15 protein-coding genes and 1 riboswitch are annotated in these 15,470 nt (G+C 69.7%); of the genes, 11 read left to right on the top strand and 4 right to left on the bottom strand.

Translation table 11 applies throughout. From position 1 onward, the window contains the following. Positions 1-182 precede the first annotated feature (182 nt). The 3 genes from ACJJVR_RS04155 to cobO all read right to left on the bottom strand — a co-directional run bounded on the left by ACJJVR_RS04155 (position 183) and on the right by cobO (position 3,002). On the bottom strand, positions 183-1,538 hold the full coding sequence (locus tag ACJJVR_RS04155; RefSeq protein ID WP_405402481.1) for a trehalose-6-phosphate synthase: 1,356 nt from the start codon (positions 1,536-1,538) through the stop codon (positions 183-185). Between the two features lie 9 nt (positions 1,539-1,547). Next, positions 1,548-2,270, bottom strand: coding sequence for a trehalose-phosphatase (otsB, locus tag ACJJVR_RS04150; RefSeq protein ID WP_405402480.1), 723 nt, complete (start codon positions 2,268-2,270; stop codon positions 1,548-1,550). Between the two features lie 102 nt (positions 2,271-2,372). Then, on the bottom strand, positions 2,373-3,002 hold the full coding sequence (gene cobO, locus ACJJVR_RS04145) for a cob(I)yrinic acid a,c-diamide adenosyltransferase (RefSeq protein ID WP_405402478.1): 630 nt from the start codon (positions 3,000-3,002) through the stop codon (positions 2,373-2,375). Between the two features lie 40 nt (positions 3,003-3,042). Next, positions 3,043-3,269: riboswitch (cobalamin riboswitch) on the top strand. Positions 3,270-3,363: 94 nt separating this feature from the next. Between cobO and ACJJVR_RS04140 the strand changes: the two genes are divergently transcribed. The 7 genes from ACJJVR_RS04140 to cobJ are packed head-to-tail and all read left to right on the top strand — an operon-like array spanning position 3,364 to position 11,165. Beyond that, positions 3,364-3,717, top strand: a complete 354-nt coding sequence (locus tag ACJJVR_RS04140; RefSeq protein WP_405402476.1) for a DUF1636 family protein — start codon at positions 3,364-3,366, stop codon at positions 3,715-3,717. Positions 3,718-3,719: 2 nt separating this feature from the next. After that, the gene (gene cobW / locus ACJJVR_RS04135; RefSeq protein WP_405402475.1) at positions 3,720-4,763 is read left to right on the top strand and encodes a cobalamin biosynthesis protein CobW; all 1,044 of its coding nucleotides are present in this window, start codon (positions 3,720-3,722) and stop codon (positions 4,761-4,763) included. 13 nt (positions 4,764-4,776) lie between these two features. Next, positions 4,777-7,986: a cobaltochelatase subunit CobN gene (cobN, locus tag ACJJVR_RS04130; protein ID WP_405402473.1), complete on the top strand. Its 3,210-nt coding sequence runs from the start codon at positions 4,777-4,779 to the stop codon at positions 7,984-7,986. Further along, complete coding sequence (gene cobG / locus ACJJVR_RS04125; RefSeq protein ID WP_405402472.1) at positions 7,983-9,071, top strand: precorrin-3B synthase; 1,089 nt, start codon at positions 7,983-7,985, stop codon at positions 9,069-9,071. Before cobN ends, cobG begins: the two co-directional genes overlap by 4 nt. Then, positions 9,071-9,700, top strand: a complete 630-nt coding sequence (locus tag ACJJVR_RS04120; protein WP_405402470.1) for a precorrin-8X methylmutase — start codon at positions 9,071-9,073, stop codon at positions 9,698-9,700. Before cobG ends, ACJJVR_RS04120 begins: the two co-directional genes overlap by 1 nt. Further along, positions 9,700-10,437 (top strand): precorrin-2 C(20)-methyltransferase, encoded by a 738-nt coding sequence (gene cobI / locus ACJJVR_RS04115; protein WP_405402534.1) that lies wholly within the window; start codon positions 9,700-9,702, stop codon positions 10,435-10,437. Before ACJJVR_RS04120 ends, cobI begins: the two co-directional genes overlap by 1 nt. Then, on the top strand, positions 10,434-11,165 hold the full coding sequence (gene cobJ, locus ACJJVR_RS04110; RefSeq protein WP_405402469.1) for a precorrin-3B C(17)-methyltransferase: 732 nt from the start codon (positions 10,434-10,436) through the stop codon (positions 11,163-11,165). The genes cobI and cobJ overlap by 4 nt, the downstream gene beginning before the upstream one ends. Here the strand turns inward: cobJ and ACJJVR_RS04105 are convergent. Continuing rightward, on the bottom strand, positions 11,138-11,878 hold the full coding sequence (locus tag ACJJVR_RS04105) for a cobalt-precorrin-6A reductase (protein WP_405402468.1): 741 nt from the start codon (positions 11,876-11,878) through the stop codon (positions 11,138-11,140). The two genes, cobJ and ACJJVR_RS04105, sit on opposite strands and share 28 nt — an antisense overlap. Here ACJJVR_RS04105 and cbiT point away from each other — a divergent pair. The 4 genes from cbiT to ACJJVR_RS04085 are packed head-to-tail and all read left to right on the top strand — an operon-like array spanning position 11,877 to position 15,464. Beyond that, positions 11,877-13,076: a precorrin-6Y C5,15-methyltransferase (decarboxylating) subunit CbiT gene (cbiT, locus tag ACJJVR_RS04100; RefSeq protein ID WP_405402466.1), complete on the top strand. Its 1,200-nt coding sequence runs from the start codon at positions 11,877-11,879 to the stop codon at positions 13,074-13,076. The two genes, ACJJVR_RS04105 and cbiT, sit on opposite strands and share 2 nt — an antisense overlap. Continuing rightward, entirely contained in the window at positions 13,058-13,381 is a 324-nt protein-coding gene (locus ACJJVR_RS04095; RefSeq protein WP_405402465.1) for a cobalamin biosynthesis protein, read from the top strand. The genes cbiT and ACJJVR_RS04095 overlap by 19 nt, the downstream gene beginning before the upstream one ends. Then, complete coding sequence (cobM, locus tag ACJJVR_RS04090) at positions 13,378-14,145, top strand: precorrin-4 C(11)-methyltransferase (protein ID WP_405402463.1); 768 nt, start codon at positions 13,378-13,380, stop codon at positions 14,143-14,145. Before ACJJVR_RS04095 ends, cobM begins: the two co-directional genes overlap by 4 nt. Continuing rightward, positions 14,145-15,464: a cobyrinate a,c-diamide synthase gene (locus ACJJVR_RS04085; protein WP_405402532.1), complete on the top strand. Its 1,320-nt coding sequence runs from the start codon at positions 14,145-14,147 to the stop codon at positions 15,462-15,464. Before cobM ends, ACJJVR_RS04085 begins: the two co-directional genes overlap by 1 nt. Positions 15,465-15,470 lie beyond the last annotated feature (6 nt).

Here is a 15,470-nt window from a genome sequence, read left to right as displayed (position 1 = left end):
CCGGACCGGGAGGAGGATGCCACGAAGCAGCTGCTTCATGAGTTCACCCTGCATAGTCGATCTTTCCCTGTCACCGGTCTGCGTACAGTCCGTTCAACCTTAACGTGCGTTGCCGCCAGATCGGGCAAAATTGCAACGCAATGCCCCATATTTGGGCAATATCCGGTCAAACCCGCCGCTGTCTATCGCGTCAGTGCCTGCAGATAGGTCCGTGACCACCATGCAACGTCATGGTCAACCACGCCCTGCAACAGGGCCGCGTGGCGCTGACGGCGCTCGACGCGCGACATGCGCATGGCCTGAGCCATGGCGACAGCCAGATCATGGGGGTCATGCGGGTTGATGATCAGCGCCTCGTCCATCGTCTCGGCCGCGCCGGCGAAACGCGACAGGATAAGGACCCCCGGATCGTCGGGGTTCTGGGCGGCGACGTATTCCTTGGCCACCAGGTTCATGCCGTCGGCCAATGGCGTGACCAGCCCGATCCGCGCCTGTCGGTACAGGCCCGCCAGCACGGTGCGTGGAAACGGCCGGTGGATGAACCGGATCGGCGTCCAGTTCAGCGTCGCGAACTGACCGTTGATGCGGCCGGCCAGGTGTTCGGTCTCTTCGCGGATGTCCTGATAGGCCTCGACCTCGCCCCGCGTTGGCGGGGCGATCTGCAGGAACGAGATCTTTTCGTGCAGGTCGGGGATTTTCTCCAACAGCAGCTGATAGGCCCGGAACCGCTGCGGGATGCCCTTGGAGTAGTCCAGGCGGTCGACGCCAATCATCATCTTGGCGCCAGTCAACAGACGCATGCGATCGCTGTCGGGCGCCTCGGCGGCCTCGTTGATGAACGTCTTGGCATCGATGCCGATGGGAAAGACCTGTGTCCGGACCATCCGCCCCGACAACTGGAACCGATCGGGCGCAACCTGGTCCCCGTCGGCCAGCTGGCGCGCGCTTTCGGCGAATGCGCCCAGGTCGCGATCGGCCTGAAACCCCAGCAGGTCGTAATGCGACAGCCAGTCGAACAGCTGCGCAGGGTTCGGCAGGGCTGCACAGTCGGCAGGGCCGGGAAACGGAATATGCAGGAAATGCCCGATGGGATTTTCGACCCCAAGCGCACGCAGTTCTGCGGCCAGCGGAAACAAATGATAGTCCTGAACCCAGATCCGGTCGTCGGGGCGCAGCACTGGCAACAGCATCCGTGCGATGCGTTCGTTCACTGCGGCATAGCCGTCCAGATATTCGGGCCTGATGCGCATCAGGTTCGGGCGCCCGTGACACAGCGGCCACAGAATCGAGTTGGAATAGCCCAGATAGTATTCGTCATGTTCCTGCGGCGTCAGATCAAAGGACAGACGCTGAAACGATGCCCCCGGATGATCCTGCAGGTCGGCGGCAGGGTCATCCGTCACCTCGCCCGAGAATCCGACCCACACCCCGCCGGAACTGCGCAACGCATCCTCCAGCGCCACGACCAGCCCGCCCGAGGGATCGTCCCCCAACGGCAGACGGTTCGCGACGACGATCAGGCGCGGTTCGGTGGACATGGACATTCCTCAGTTCAACGATGCGTCAAGCCAGGCGGCCAGCGCGGCAGGGTCGGACAACCGATAGCGCGCCGCTGTGGCACCGTCACCGATCTTGATGGCGAAACCACCACGGGCCTGTGCCTCGGCCATGGCAGGTTCGTCGGTGGTGTCGTCGCCAGCAAAGACCGGCATGCGTCCCACAAACGGGGCCAGGGTCATCAGATGCGCCAACGCGCTGTCCTTGCCCACGCCGCCGGGGCGCAACTCGACCGCCATCTTGGCGGGTTGCAACACAAGATGTGGGTTCTGGTCGGCCAGATCCTGCATCACCCCCTCGACAAAGCCGCGCAGGTCGGGCGCATCGCGGTAATGCAGCGCGACGCCATGGGGCTTTTCCTCGACCAACAGGGCGGAATGGGGGGCGGCGGCGGCATGGGCCGCGGCATGAAGGGGTGCGGGGTCGAAATCATCGCGGTGCAGAGTTTCGATGCTGCCGGGGCGCAGCGACAGTTCGGCACCGTGGCTGCCGGCGACGATGCCAGCAAACCCGTCCATATATCCCCGCAGATCGGCGACATCGCGCCCCGAGATCAGCGCGACCGCGCCCCCCTGCCGGTGATACAGGGCCGCCAGACGGTCGCGCAGCGCCTGTGTGACGATCACCGCGTCAGGTCGGGGGGCGATGTCGACCAGACATCCATCGAAATCCAGAAACAGGGCGGCATCGGGGGCAAGGGGCGGTGGGGTCACGTCAGTGGGGCTCCGGCGAATGGGATACGCAGATGAAACCCGCGAACGCCTCCAAGGGTTCACCGTCGCGTGAGGTTTTTTGATCCCGACACCCCCGGAGGGTCAGTATTCGACCCCGGCCTGCGCCTTGATCCCCGACCGGAACGGGTGCTTGACCTGGGTCATTTCGGTGACCAGGTCGGCAGCCTCGACCAGCGCATCGGGGGCACCGCGGCCGGTCAGCACGACATGGGTCATCGCGGGCTTTTCCGCCTGCAGGAACGCGACCACCTGCGCCGCGTCCAGATAGCCATAGCGCAGCGCGATGTTGATCTCGTCCAGCAGGACCATGCGGATGTCGGGGTCGCGGATCAGATCCTGCGCGCGCGCCCACCCGGCCTGTGCCATGGCGATGTCGCGGGTCTTGTCCTGGGTTTCCCAGGTGAACCCCTCGCCCATGGCGTGGAATTGGCAGATGTCGGCGAAATGCGTGGTCAGCAGCGTCCGTTCGCCCGTGTCCCACGCGCCCTTGATGAACTGGACCACCGCGCAGGGCATGCCATGCGCGATGCTGCGCATGATCATCCCGAACCCCGATGACGATTTGCCCTTGCCCGGTCCGGTATGGACGATGATCAGCCCCTTTTCGCCGGTCTTGGTTTCCATCATCCGGTCGCGGGCGGCCTTTTTGCGCGCCATCTTGGCGGCGTGGCGGTCCTGATCGGCGGCGGAAATCGGGTCGGTCTGCGTCATCGGGTCGTTCCTTGCGGTTGACAAACGGCGGGTGCGGGGGTTTGGGTGAGAGCGTGTTGGTTCCTGTCTATGACAGGCGAAGAGGGAATGCGACAAGGCCCGGGTCACCTGACCCGCGACCCCAAGCGCAGCCGCCCCCGCGACCGTGACCGGAGAGGTCGCCCGATCCACTGGCCCCGATCCGGGGCTGGGAAGGTGGGACGACCGTCGGGGCAACCGCCCCGGGATCCGCAAGCCGGGAGACCTGCCAACACCTGACGATGACGGGCGAACGGGGTGTTTCGCAACCGGCAGGTGATGGCCGGATGCCCCGTGCCGTCGTCTCTCGGACGCCCCTTGCCGCAACAAGGAAGGGGCCGCGATGCGTGCCGTTCTGCATGTCTGCACCACCTGTCGCGGCGCGCAGCCCGACGCCGATCCCGATCAGCCTCGTCCCGGCGCGCGCCTGATGGACCGCCTGTCATGCGATATCCCCGACGGCGTCGAGATCCGCCCCGTCGAATGCCTGTCCGCCTGTTCGCAAGGCTGTTCCGTCGCGCTGTCCGCGCCGGGCAAGTGGTCCTATGTCTATGGCCGCCTGACCCCGGAGGACGCCGCCGACATCCTGTCGGGCGCGCGCGCCTATGCCGGCACCACGGATGGCATCGTGCCGTGGCGCGAACGCCCCGCCATCTTCCGCAAGCAGAGCCTTGCCCGCATCCCCCCGCAGGAGTGACCATGACCGACCTTGTGAAAACCCCCGTCACCGTGATCACCGGCTTTCTGGGATCGGGCAAGACCACCCTTGTCCGCCACTTGATGGCCAATCCCCAGGGGCTGCGCCTGGCGGTGATCGTGAACGAGTTCGGGACGATGGGCGTGGATGGCGACATCCTGAAAGACTGTGCTGATGCCAGCTGCCCGGCCGAGAACATCGTCGAGCTGTCGAACGGCTGCATCTGCTGCACCGTGGCCGATGATTTCATCCCCACGCTGGAGGCGCTGATGGCGTTGCCCGTTCGTCCCGACCACATCCTGATCGAGACCTCGGGGCTGGCGCTGCCGAAACCGCTGCTCAAGGCCTTTGACTGGCCCGCGATCCGGTCGCGGATCACCGTGGACGGCGTGATCGCGCTGGCCGATGCCGAAGCCGTGGCCGCGGGCCGTTTCGCCCCCGACGTGGCGGCGGTCGATGCACAGCGTGCGGCCGACCCGTCCCTGGACCACGAGACGCCCCTGTCCGAGGTGTTCGAGGATCAGATCGCCTGCGCCGACGTGATCCTGCTGACCAAGGCCGATCTGGCCGGGCCCGACGGCGTTACCGCCGCCCGCGCGGTGATCGAGGCCGAACTGCCCCGCCCCCTGCCCATCCTGACCGTGACCGAGGGCGCGATCGACCCGCGCCTGATCCTGGGACTGGGCGCCGCCGCCGAGGACGATCTGGACGCCCGACCCAGCCATCATGACGGCGCAGACGACCACGAGCACGAAGATTTCGACACCGTGGTGATCGACCTGCCGGAAATCACCGATCCCGCCGATCTTGCCGCCCGCATCGCGCGGTTGGCCACCGAACAGAACGTGCTGCGGGTCAAGGGCCACGTGGCCGTTGCGGGCAAACCCATGCGCCTGCTGGTGCAGGCCGTGGGTGCACGGGTGCGGCATCAGTACGACCGCCCGTGGGGCGACAGCCCGCGTCGGTCGCGGCTGGTGGTGATCGCGGAACATGACGACGTGAACCCCGACGCGATCCGCGCCGTGCTGGAGGGCGTGCCCGCATGACCCGAGCCGCCTGATGCATGTCATCTTTCGCGAACAGGTCGGGCTGGAACAGTCCGACACTCCCTATGATCCCGGGCAGACGCCCGGCGATCTGGTGGTCCTGTCCTTTTCAGATAGCGACCTGGGGGCGTTTGCGAAAGGGTGGCACCGTGCGGCGGGGGGCCTGCCGCCCACCCGCCTGTGCAACCTCGTGGCGCTGCGCCATCCGGTGTCGGTCGACACCTATGTCGAACAGACCTTGTCGGGGGCGCGCGGCATCCTGATCCGGCTGATCGGAGGCGAGGCGTACTGGCCCTATGGGCTGGCCTCGGTCCAGGATCTGGCGCGGCGGCGGGGCATCGCGCTGGCGGTGCTGCCCGCCGACGGGCGCGACGATCCGCGGCTGGACCAGATGTCGACCGTGCCGCCGTCAGTGCTGCGCGTGCTGCGGCGGCATTGCGATCAGGGCGGCGCCGTGGCGGCCCAGGCGGCGCTGGCGCAGATGGCAATCGCATCCGGCCTGCAGGCGGCCCCGGTGCCGGGGGTCAAGACGCTGCCCGGAATGGGGTTTTACGACCCTGACCACGGGGTCGTGGCCGATCCGGGACCGGTACAGGCGCTGGTCACGTTCTATCGCAGCTGGCTGGCGGCGGCGGATGTGGCGCCCATTGATGCGCTGATCCGGGCGCTGCGCGATCGCGGGATCGCCGCCGTGGGGGTGTTCGCGCCGTCGCTGAAGGCGCCGGGGTTGGGCCAATGGCTGGCGGATGTGCTGCCGGGCGGGCCAGAGATGGTCGTCAACGCGACAGGGTTTTCCGGGGGCGGCGTCGAGGGGTCTTTGGACAACGGCGACATGCCGGGCGTCGCGCCCTTTGGCGGCTGGTCCTGTCCGGTGTTTCAGGTCGCGCTGTCGACGAACCGGCGGCGGGACTGGCTGGCCGCAGAGCGTGGCCTGTCGCCATCGGATCTGGCGATGAATGTCGTCCTGCCCGAGGTGGACGGGCGCATCTTTGCGGGGGTCATCAGCTTCAAGGCAGTCAGCGCACGCGACCCGGACCTGCAGTATTCGCGGTTCGTACACAGGCCCGATGCGGGGCTGCTGGCACAGGCGGTGGGGCGGATCGCGGCCTGGCACGGTCTGTCGCGGGGTGCGGGCCGGGTGGCCGTGGTGCTGTCGACCTATCCGGGGCGCGACTGGCAACAGGCCCATGCGGTGGGGCTGGACGCGCCGGCATCGGCGGTTGCGGTGGGGGCGATGCTGGGGGTCGATCTGCCGGGTCTGCCCCAGAGCGTCGTCGAATGGCCCATCGCGGCGTATCGTGCGGCGCTGGCGCGGTTGCCCGAGGTTTTGCGCAACGATCTGGAAGTCGCCTGGGGCGTGCCCGAAAGCGACCCGGATTGCGTGGACGGCCTGTTCCGGCTGCGCGTCAGTCGGCACGGTCCGGTGATCCTGGCGCTGCAGCCCGAACGCAGCCACCGCGCCGGGCGGACGGACAGCTATCACGACCTGACCCGCGTGCCGCGCCATGCCTATGTGGCGTTCTATCTGTGGCTGGCGGAACAGGGCGCGCAGGCGCTGATCCACATGGGCGCGCATGGCACGCTGGAATGGCTGCCGGGCAAGGCGGTCGCACTGTCGGGTGATTGCTGGCCGCAGGCGTTGCTGGGCACGCTGCCGGTGATCTATCCGTTCATCGTCAACGATCCGGGCGAAGCCGCGCAGGCCAAACGGCGGATCGGGGCCGTGACCCTGGGCCACATGCCACCGCCCATGCGGGCCAGCGCCCTGCCCCCCGGCATGGCCGGGCTGGAGCGGTCGTTGGACGAATATTCGACCGCCGACGGGCTGGACCCGGCGCGGCGCAACCGATTGATTGCCGCTATCCGCGACGAGGCCCGCGCCCTGGGGGTCGAGGACGATCTGGGCATACCGCATGACGCCAGCGCGGCCGAGGCGATCACCCGGATCGACCGGTTCGTCTGTGACATCAAGGAAAGCCAGTACGGCGAGGGGCTGCATGTCTGGGGCAGCGGCATCTGTGGGGACGCAGAACGCGCAGGGCTGGCGGCTGCGCTGGCGGGCCAGTTCGTGCCGCCGGGACCGTCGGGGTCGCCCAACCGGGGGCGGTCGGACGTGATACCCACGGGGCGCAACCTGTTTTCCGTCGATCCGCGCGCGGTGCCGACCCCGTCCGCCCATGCGCAGGGCGTCAAGCTGGCCGAAGAGTTGCTGCGCCGCCATCTGCAGGATCATGGCGACTGGCCGCAGGGTCTGGTCGTCGATCTGTGGGGCAGCGCTACGATGCGCACCGCCGGAGAGGAGTTCGCGATGGCCTTGCATCTGGCCGGGCTGAAGCCGGTATGGGATGCCGGATCGGGGCGCGTGTCGGGGGTCGAGGTCGTGCCGCTGGCCCTGCTGGGCCGTCCGCGCATCGACGTGACGCTGCGCGTGTCGGGGCTGTTCCGCGATGTGTTCCCGGTGCTGGCGCAACTGTTCGAGACCGGGGCCACGACGCTGGCCGTACGGGAAGAGGGTGCGGATCAGAACCCCTATGCCGCACGTGGACCGCGGGTTTTCGGCCCACAACCCGGGCAGTACGGGCTGGGCATGGGCACCGCGCCGACAGAGTTCACCGATGCCGCGCGGGCCGCGGCAGGCGAGGCGTGGATCGCCGCGTCCAGCTGGGCGATCGGCGCGGATGGTGCCAGCCACGAGGCCCGCGGCGCGCTGGAGGCGCGGCTGGCCGGGACCGACAGTTTCGTCCACGCACAGGATCTGCCCGAGACCGACCTGCTGCTGGCGGCCGACTATGCCGCGCATGAGGGGGGCTTTGCCGCCGCCATGGCGCGGATCGGGGGGCGGGCCAGCCTGTATCATCTGGACGCGACACAGCCCGACCGCCCCCGCGCCCGCACCCTGACCGAAGAGATCGCCCGCACCACCCGCGCCCGCGCCGCCGACCCGGCCTGGGCCGATGCGATGACCGCGCACGGCTATCGCGGTGCGGCGGAAATTGCGGCGACGCTGGATCACATGGCGGCTTTCGCCCATCTGGCGGGCGCGGTGCCCCCGCATCTGTTCGACCTGTACCATCAGGCGACGTTGGGGCGGCCACAGATCGTGGCGTTCATGGAACAGGCCAATCCCGCCGCCCTGGCCGCGATGCGCGACCTGTTCCAGCGTCTGCACGACGCGGGCCTGTGGGTCACGCGGCGCAATTCGATCATGGCGGGGCTGTCATGATCCGCGGCTGGTGCCCCGGCGCGCTGCAGCCGATGGAGTCGGGCGACGGGTGGGTGGTGCGCATCCGTCCCCCCGGCGGTCGGTTGGACGCGGCGCAGAGCCAAGCCATCGCCGACGCCGCCGAGGCCCACGGCAATGGCGTGATAGAGCTGACCGGCCGCGCCAACCTGCAGCTGCGCGGGGTGACGCCCGCGACCCATGCGCCCCTGATCGCGGGGCTGCGGTCCGTGGAGCTGATCGACGCCGACATCGCCACGGAAACGCGCCGCAACATCATGGTCACGCCCTTTGCCGATGCGGCGGCGGATGCGTTAGCCGCCGAACTGGCGGCGGCGCTGGCGGGCAGCGACCTGGCCCTGCCCGCCAAGTTCGGGTTCGCGGTCGATACCGGCCCCGCGCCGGTGCTGTCCCGCGACCCCGCCGATATCCGCATCGAGGCCGGCCCGGTCCTGCGCGCCGACGGGATGGACCGCGCCGCGCCCTATCGCGGGCCGCAGGATGCGCTGGCGCTGGCACGCTGGTTCCTGGACCAGGGCGGCGCGCCGGATGGCCGGGGCCGCATGGCCGCGCTGACAGCGCGGATACAGCCCCCCGGCACCACCCTGCCCGCCCCTGCGCCTGCCGCGCCGCCACAGCCGGGCGTGCATCCGCGGGGAATGCTGGTCGCGCTGGAATTCGGCCAGATCGCGCCCGACACGCTGCGCCGTCTTGGTCGGCTGGCACCGCTGCGCCTGACGCCCTGGCGGATGCTGCTGGTCGAAGGTGCGCGCCACCTGCCTCCGATGGAGGGGCTGATATTGGACCCCCGCGACCCGCGCCTGCGCCTGCGCGCCTGTCCCGGTGCGCCCGCCTGTCCCCAAGGGTGTGCGGCGACACGGCCCCTGGCGCGCAGCCTGGCGCCGCTGATCCCGGCGGACGCGGTGCTGCATGTCAGCGGCTGTGCCAAGGGCTGCGGCTGGCCGCGTGCCGCCGACATTACGCTGACCGCGACGCCGGCCGGGTTCGACTTGATCCGCCATGGCCGAGCCCATGACGTGGCTGCCCTGCGCGGCCTGCACCCCGATCAACTGCCAAAGGTTCTGTGATGCCCCATGATTACGAAAAGGACGGCGCCGCGATCTATCGCCAGTCCTTTGCCACCATCCGGGCCGAGGCCGACCTGACGCGCTTCGACGCGGACGAGGAACCCGTCGTCGTCCGCATGATCCATGCCGCGGGGCTGGTCGGGTTGGAACGCGACGTGGCCTTTACCCCCGGCATGGCGACCGTGGCCCGCGCCGCGATGGCCGCAGGTGCGCCGATCCTTTGCGACGCGCGCATGGTCAGCGAAGGCATCACCCGTGCCCGCCTGCCCGCCGACAACCCGGTGATCTGCACCCTGCACGACCCCCGCGTGCCCGACATGGCGCGTGACATGGGCAACACCCGCAGCGCCACCGCGCTGGAACTGTGGCGCCCGCATCTGGACGGTGCGATCGTGGCGATCGGCAATGCGCCGACCGCGCTGTTCCATCTGCTGAACATGCTGGAGGACCCCGCCTGCCCCCGGCCCGCCGCGATCATCGGCTGTCCCGTGGGGTTCGTCGGCGCGGCGGAATCCAAGGACGCCTTGATGGCCGCGCCGCCGGTGCCGTCGGTCATCGTGCGGGGGCGCCTTGGCGGGTCGGCGATCACCGTCGCCGCGATCAACGCGCTGGCCAGCCGGAGGGAATGATGGGACGCATCATCTGCGCGGGGTTGGGACCGGGCGACCCGGACCTGATCTCGGTCCGGGCCGACAGGGCGGTGCGCGCGGCGCGCCACGTGGCCTATTTCAGGAAACCCGGCAGGCCCGGTCAGGCGCGTCGCATCGTTCAGGGCATGCTGGCCCCGGATGCGGTCGAATACCCGATGGAATACCCGGTCACGACGGAAATCCCGTTCGACCATCCCGACTACAACGACGCGCTGGCGGGGTTCTATGACCTCTGGGCCGCGCGGCTGGCGCAGCTGGCGCAGACCGAGGACGTGGTGGTGCTGTGCGAGGGGGACCCGTTCCTCTATGGCAGTTTCATGCACCTGCAGATCCGGTTGCAGGGGCTGGCAGAGGTCGAGGTGATCCCCGGCATTCCGGGTATGGTCGGCTGCTGGAACGCGGTGGGTCAGCCGATGACCTGGGGCGACGACGTACTGACCGTGCTGATGGGCACGCTGCCGGAACCCGACCTGATCCGCCACATGCAGGGCAGCGACGCGCTGGTGGTGATGAAAACGGGGCGCAACCTGCCCAAGCTGCGCCGCGCGCTGACCGCTGCCGGTCGTTTGGCCGACGCCTGGCTGATCGAGCGTGGCACCATGCCCGGCCAGCGCATCGTGGCGCTGCGCGATGTGGCCGACGACGACTGCCCCTATTTCGCGATCCTGCTGGTGCATGGCCACGGGCGGCGTCCGATGGCACGGGTGGCGGAATGACCGGCTGGATCACCGTCGCCGGGCTGGGCCCGGGGTCCGACGCCATGGTCACGCCCGAGGTTGCAGCCGCGCTGGAACAGGCGACCGACGTGATCGGATACATCCCCTATGTCGCGCGGGTGGCCCCGCGCCCCGGCCTGACCCTGCATGCCAGCGACAACCGGGTGGAGCTGGACCGGGCGCGCCATGCCCTGTCGCTGGCGGCGGGCGGCGCGCGGGTCGTGATCGTGTCGTCGGGCGATCCGGGGGTGTTCGCGATGGCCTCGGCCCTGTTCGAGGCGCTGGAGGAGGTCGGGGGCGACCCGGACATCCGTATCCTGCCGGGCATCACGGCGATGCTGGCGGCGGCGGCGCGGGCGGGCGCGCCCCTGGGCCATGATTTCTGCGCGATCAACCTGTCGGACAATCTGAAACCCATGGCCCTGATCGAACACCGCCTGCGCCACGCGGCGCGGGGCGATTTTGCGATGGCGTTCTATAACCCGCGATCGGCCAGCCGCCCTGCGGGGTTCGCGCGCGTGCTGACGGTGCTGCGCGAGGAGTGCGAACCGGGGCGACTGATGATCTTTGCCCGCGCGGTGACGACGCCGGACGAATCGCTGCGCATTGTGACGCTGGAACAGGCCACGCCCGACATGGCCGACATGCGCACCGTCGTGCTGGTCGGCAACCGCGCCACGCGGCGCGTGGGGCGGTGGGTCTATACCCCGCGCCAGGGGGCCGTCTGATGCAGCCAGTCCAGCGCCTGATCCGGGGTGGCGACCTGCGGTCGGTCCGGGGCCGCGGGGCGGTCGATCAACACGACGCGCACACCCAGATCGCGCGCCGCCTGCAGTTTCGCGGCGGCTCCTGTGCCGCCGCTGTTCTTGGCGACCAGATGGGTGATGCCATGCGCCTGCATCAGCGCCCGGTCGCCCGCGACCGTGAACGGGCCGCGCGCCAGAACGACCTTTGCGCCGGGCAAGGGGGCCGCATCCGGCGCATCGACCAGGCGCAGCAACCAGCGATGCGGCAGCGACGCAAAGGGTGCCAAGGTCTGCTTGCCGATGGCCAGGAACACGCCGGTGGGTGCGTGGGGCAGCGCCGCGACGGCACCGCCGATATCGGGCACGTGCTGCCAGTCCGGGTCCACCGCCCATGCGGGACGGCGCAGCATCAGCATGGGCACCCCCGCCGCGCGGCAGGCAGCATCGGCATTGCCGCTGATCCGGGCGGCAAAGGGATGCGTCGCATCGATCAGGGCGGCGATATCGTGGTCGCGCAGATATCGCGCCAACCCCTCGGCCCCGCCAAAGCCCCCCGTTCGCGTGGGCAATGGTTGGGCGATGGGTGCCACGGTACGCCCGGCATAGGAAAAGATCGCCGGACAGTCCGCATGCGCCAGCAGTGCGGCCAGACGGCTGGCTTCGGTCGTGCCGCCCAACAGCAGGATGTGTCGCATGTCTGACCCTTGGCTGACGATCATCGGGATCACCGAAGATGGCCCGGACGGGTTGCCGGATGCAAGCCTGCGGGCGCTGGCGTCGGCCCATATCGTTTTTGGCGGCCCGCGTCATCTGGCGCTGGCCGGGGTCGGCACGCGGGGGCGGGCGTGGCCGGTACCGTTCGACATGGCACCGCTGCTGTCGCTGCGGGGTATGCCGGTCGCGGCGTTGGTGTCGGGCGATCCGTTCTGGTGCGGCGCGGGGGGCAGCCTGGCCGCCGCGTTGTCACCCGGCGAATGGCGCGCCCTGCCCGCGCCGGGGGTGCTGACGCTGGCGGCCGCGCGCCTTGGATGGCGGCTGGAGGATACGGTCACCCTGGGCCTACACGCGGCACCCCTGTCGCGGCTGCGCCCGCACCTGTCGCGCGGCTGTCGTATCATCGCGACCCTGCGCGACGGCGATGCGCCTGCGGCACTGGCCGGATGGCTGGCGGCGCAGGGGGCGGGGGCCGCGCGGCTGACGATGCTGGAACGTCTGGGTGGCCCATCGGAACGGGTGCGCCAGACCCGCGCCGACGCGTTCGCGATGGACTGTGCGGCACCGGTAGCGGTGGCCATCGACGGGGCCGACCTGCCACGGGGGTTCGGTCTTGCCACGGTGCCGGGGCGGGCCGACGCGCTGTTCACCGATGACGGGCAGATCACCAAATCGCCGGTCCGTGCGCTGACGCTGGCGGCGCTGGCACCGCGTGCCGGGCAACTGCTGTGGGATATCGGCGGGGGTTCTGGCGCGATTGCGGTGGAATGGGCGCTGGCCGGGGGGCGGGCCGTGACCATCGAACCGCGCGCTGATCGCATCGCCCGCATCCGTGCCAACCTGGACAGGTTTGGCGTCACGCATCGCGTCACCGCGATCCATGGCGCGGCGCCGGACGCGATGGCGGACCTGCCCGACCCCGATGCCGTGTTCATCGGCGGCGGCGCGTCGCAGGTGTTGATGAAAACGCTGTGGCATCGCCTGCCCCCCGGCGCGCGGCTGGTCGCCAATGCCGTCACGTTGGAGACCGAGGCTTTGCTGGCCAGTTGGCACGCCGACCACGGTGGCCGCCTGATCCGCATCGACATCGCCGAGGTGGCCCCCCTTGGCCGGATGCGCGGCTGGACCCCCGCCCGCCCCGTTACGCAATGGAGCGTCACATGCGCATCGCCGGAATAGGCTGCCGCCCCGGCACGCCCCTGCCCGCCCTGCTGGCCGCGCTGGACGCGGTGGGCGGTGCCGACGCGCTGGCCACCATTCCCGACCGCGAAACCGACCTGCGCCCGCTGGCGCAGGCCCGCGCCCTGCCGCTGCACCTAGTTCCGGTCGCGGGCATTGCCACGCCCACCCAATCAGCCCGCATCAACGCGACCTTTGGCACCGGATCGGTGGCCGAGGCCGCGGCCATCGCGGCGGGCGGCCGCCTGACCCATCCCCGCCGCATCGTCGGCCCCGTCACCATCGCCATAGCCGAGGTTCCATGACCGTCCATTTCATCGGCGCCGGTCCCGGCGCACCCGACCTGATCACGCTGCGCGGTCGCGACCTGATCGCGGCCTGCCCGGTCTGTCTGTACGCCGGATCGCTGATCCCTGCCGCCCTGCTGTCCCATTGCCCGCCCGGCGCGCACATCGTGAACACCGCGTCGCTGTCACTGGACGACATCATGGCGGAAATCGCCACCGCCCATGCGGCGGGGCATGACGTCGCGCGGCTGCATTCGGGCGACCTGTCGGTCTGGTCCGCGATGGGCGAACAGATCCGCCGGTTGCGGGCGCTGGACATTCCCTTTGACGTGACGCCGGGCGTGCCCAGTTTTGCCGCCGCCGCCGCCGCGCTGCAGACCGAACTGACCCTGCCCGGTCTGGCGCAGTCGGTCGTGCTGACCCGCACGCCGGGGCGCGCATCGACGATGCCGGAACGCGAGACGCTGGCCGCCTTTGCCGCGACCGGGGCGACGCTGGCAATTCACCTGTCGATCCATGCGCTGGACCGGGTGGTGGCCGACCTGACGCCCCATTACGGCCCCGACTGCCCGGTGGCGGTGGTCTGGCGGGCCAGTTGGCCCGACCAGCGGGTGATCCGCGCCACGCTGGCAACGGTGGACGCCCAAGGCATCGACCGCACCGCACTGATCCTGGTCGGCCCCGCGCTGGCGGCCGAGGGGTTCGACGACAGCCGCCTGTATGCCGCTGATTACGACCGCAGGTATCGCCCGGTCGGTGACGCGCCGAGGTTTCCGGAATGATGCCGCATCTGTGTCCGGGCCTGATGATTTCCGCCCCCGCATCCGGCACCGGCAAGACGATGCTGATGCTGGGCCTGCTGACCGCGCTGCGCCGGCGCGGGCTGGCGGTGCAGCCCTTCAAGTCGGGGCCGGACTATATTGATCCGGGGTTTCATCTTGCGGCTTCGGGGCGGGCCAGCTTCAACCTGGATGCCTGGGCGATGGAGCCGGGACGCCTGACCGCCCATGTGGCAGACCAGCCGCCCGCCGATCTGGTTCTGGCCGAAGGGTCGATGGGCCTGTTCGACGGGGTCGCGACCAAGGGCGAAACCGGCATCGGGTCCAGTGCCGAGATATCCCAGATGATGGGGTGGCCCGTGGTTCTGGTGCTGGATGTGGGCGGACAGGCGCAATCGGCGGCGGCCACCGCGCGGGGGTTCGCCACGCTGCGGCCCGACCTGCCCTTTGCGGGGGTGGTGCTGAACCGCGTGGCCTCCCCCCGCCATGACCGGCTGATCCGCGAGGGGATGCGCGATGCGGGCATCCGTGTCCTGGGCAGCCTGCCGCGACAGGGCAACATCACCCTGCCCGAACGCCATCTGGGCCTGATCCAAGCCGAGGAAACGTCTGGCCTGCAGACGATTCTGGACCACGCGGGCGATTTCATCGCGGCGCATTGCGATCTGGACGCGATCATCGCCGCCGCCGCGCATCGCGCCCTGCCCGACGCCCCCGCGCCGCGACCGCTGACCCCGCCGGGGGGCCGGATCGCGCTGGCCCGTGACGCGGCCTTCAGCTTTGTCTATCCGCATGTGCTGGAGGCGTGGCGGCGTGCCGGTGCCACAATCCTGCCGTTCTCTCCGCTGGCGGATCAGGGGCCGGACGACGGCGCCGATTGCTGCTGGCTGCCGGGCGGATACCCGGAGCTGCACGCGCCGCGGCTGGCGGCCTGTGACGGGTTCCGCGCGTCGATGCACCGGTTCGCGGCAACGCGTGCGGTGCATGGGGAATGCGGCGGATATATGGCGCTTGGTGCAGGTCTGGTAGATGCTGACGGACAGCGCCACCAGATGTTGGGGCTGCTGGGGTTGGAGACCAGCTATGCGAAACGCCGCATGCATCTGGGATATAGACGCGCCGATCCGTTGACCGTCCTGCCCGGCCTTGGCCGCGTGGCGCTGCGCGGGCACGAATTCCACTATGCCTCGATCCTGTCGCAACCCGATGCGCCGTTGGCCCGCGTGACCGACGCGACTGGGGCCGAGGTGCCGGAAACCGGCAGCCATCGCGACCATGTCACCGGGACATTCTTTCACCTGATCGCCCCGGCGGCGACTTGACGCAGG

The sequence above is a fragment of the Paracoccus sp. Ld10 genome, from assembly GCF_045064235.1.
Taxonomy (GTDB): domain Bacteria; phylum Pseudomonadota; class Alphaproteobacteria; order Rhodobacterales; family Rhodobacteraceae; genus Paracoccus.
The sequence above is the reverse complement of the archived record's forward strand: the minus strand, read 5'-3'. Positions and strand labels throughout refer to the sequence as shown.

Bases quoted from the DNA above. Each gene is read 5' to 3' on its own strand.
- ACJJVR_RS04155 (WP_405402481.1), bottom strand. From the start codon at position 1,538: ATGTCCACCGAACCGCGCCTGATCGTCGTCGCGAACCGTCTGCCGTTG.
- cobO (WP_405402478.1), bottom strand. From the start codon at position 3,002: ATGACGCAGACCGACCCGATTTCCGCCGCCGATCAGGACCGCCACGCC.
- ACJJVR_RS04140 (WP_405402476.1), top strand. From the start codon at position 3,364: ATGCGTGCCGTTCTGCATGTCTGCACCACCTGTCGCGGCGCGCAGCCC.
- cobW (WP_405402475.1), top strand. From the start codon at position 3,720: ATGACCGACCTTGTGAAAACCCCCGTCACCGTGATCACCGGCTTTCTG.
- cobN (WP_405402473.1), top strand. From the start codon at position 4,777: ATGCATGTCATCTTTCGCGAACAGGTCGGGCTGGAACAGTCCGACACT.
- cobG (WP_405402472.1), top strand. From the start codon at position 7,983: ATGATCCGCGGCTGGTGCCCCGGCGCGCTGCAGCCGATGGAGTCGGGC.
- ACJJVR_RS04120 (WP_405402470.1), top strand. From the start codon at position 9,071: ATGCCCCATGATTACGAAAAGGACGGCGCCGCGATCTATCGCCAGTCC.
- cobI (WP_405402534.1), top strand. From the start codon at position 9,700: ATGGGACGCATCATCTGCGCGGGGTTGGGACCGGGCGACCCGGACCTG.
- cobJ (WP_405402469.1), top strand. From the start codon at position 10,434: ATGACCGGCTGGATCACCGTCGCCGGGCTGGGCCCGGGGTCCGACGCC.
- cbiT (WP_405402466.1), top strand. From the start codon at position 11,877: ATGTCTGACCCTTGGCTGACGATCATCGGGATCACCGAAGATGGCCCG.
- ACJJVR_RS04105 (WP_405402468.1), bottom strand. From the start codon at position 11,878: ATGCGACACATCCTGCTGTTGGGCGGCACGACCGAAGCCAGCCGTCTG.
- ACJJVR_RS04095 (WP_405402465.1), top strand. From the start codon at position 13,058: ATGCGCATCGCCGGAATAGGCTGCCGCCCCGGCACGCCCCTGCCCGCC.
- cobM (WP_405402463.1), top strand. From the start codon at position 13,378: ATGACCGTCCATTTCATCGGCGCCGGTCCCGGCGCACCCGACCTGATC.
- ACJJVR_RS04085 (WP_405402532.1), top strand. From the start codon at position 14,145: ATGCCGCATCTGTGTCCGGGCCTGATGATTTCCGCCCCCGCATCCGGC.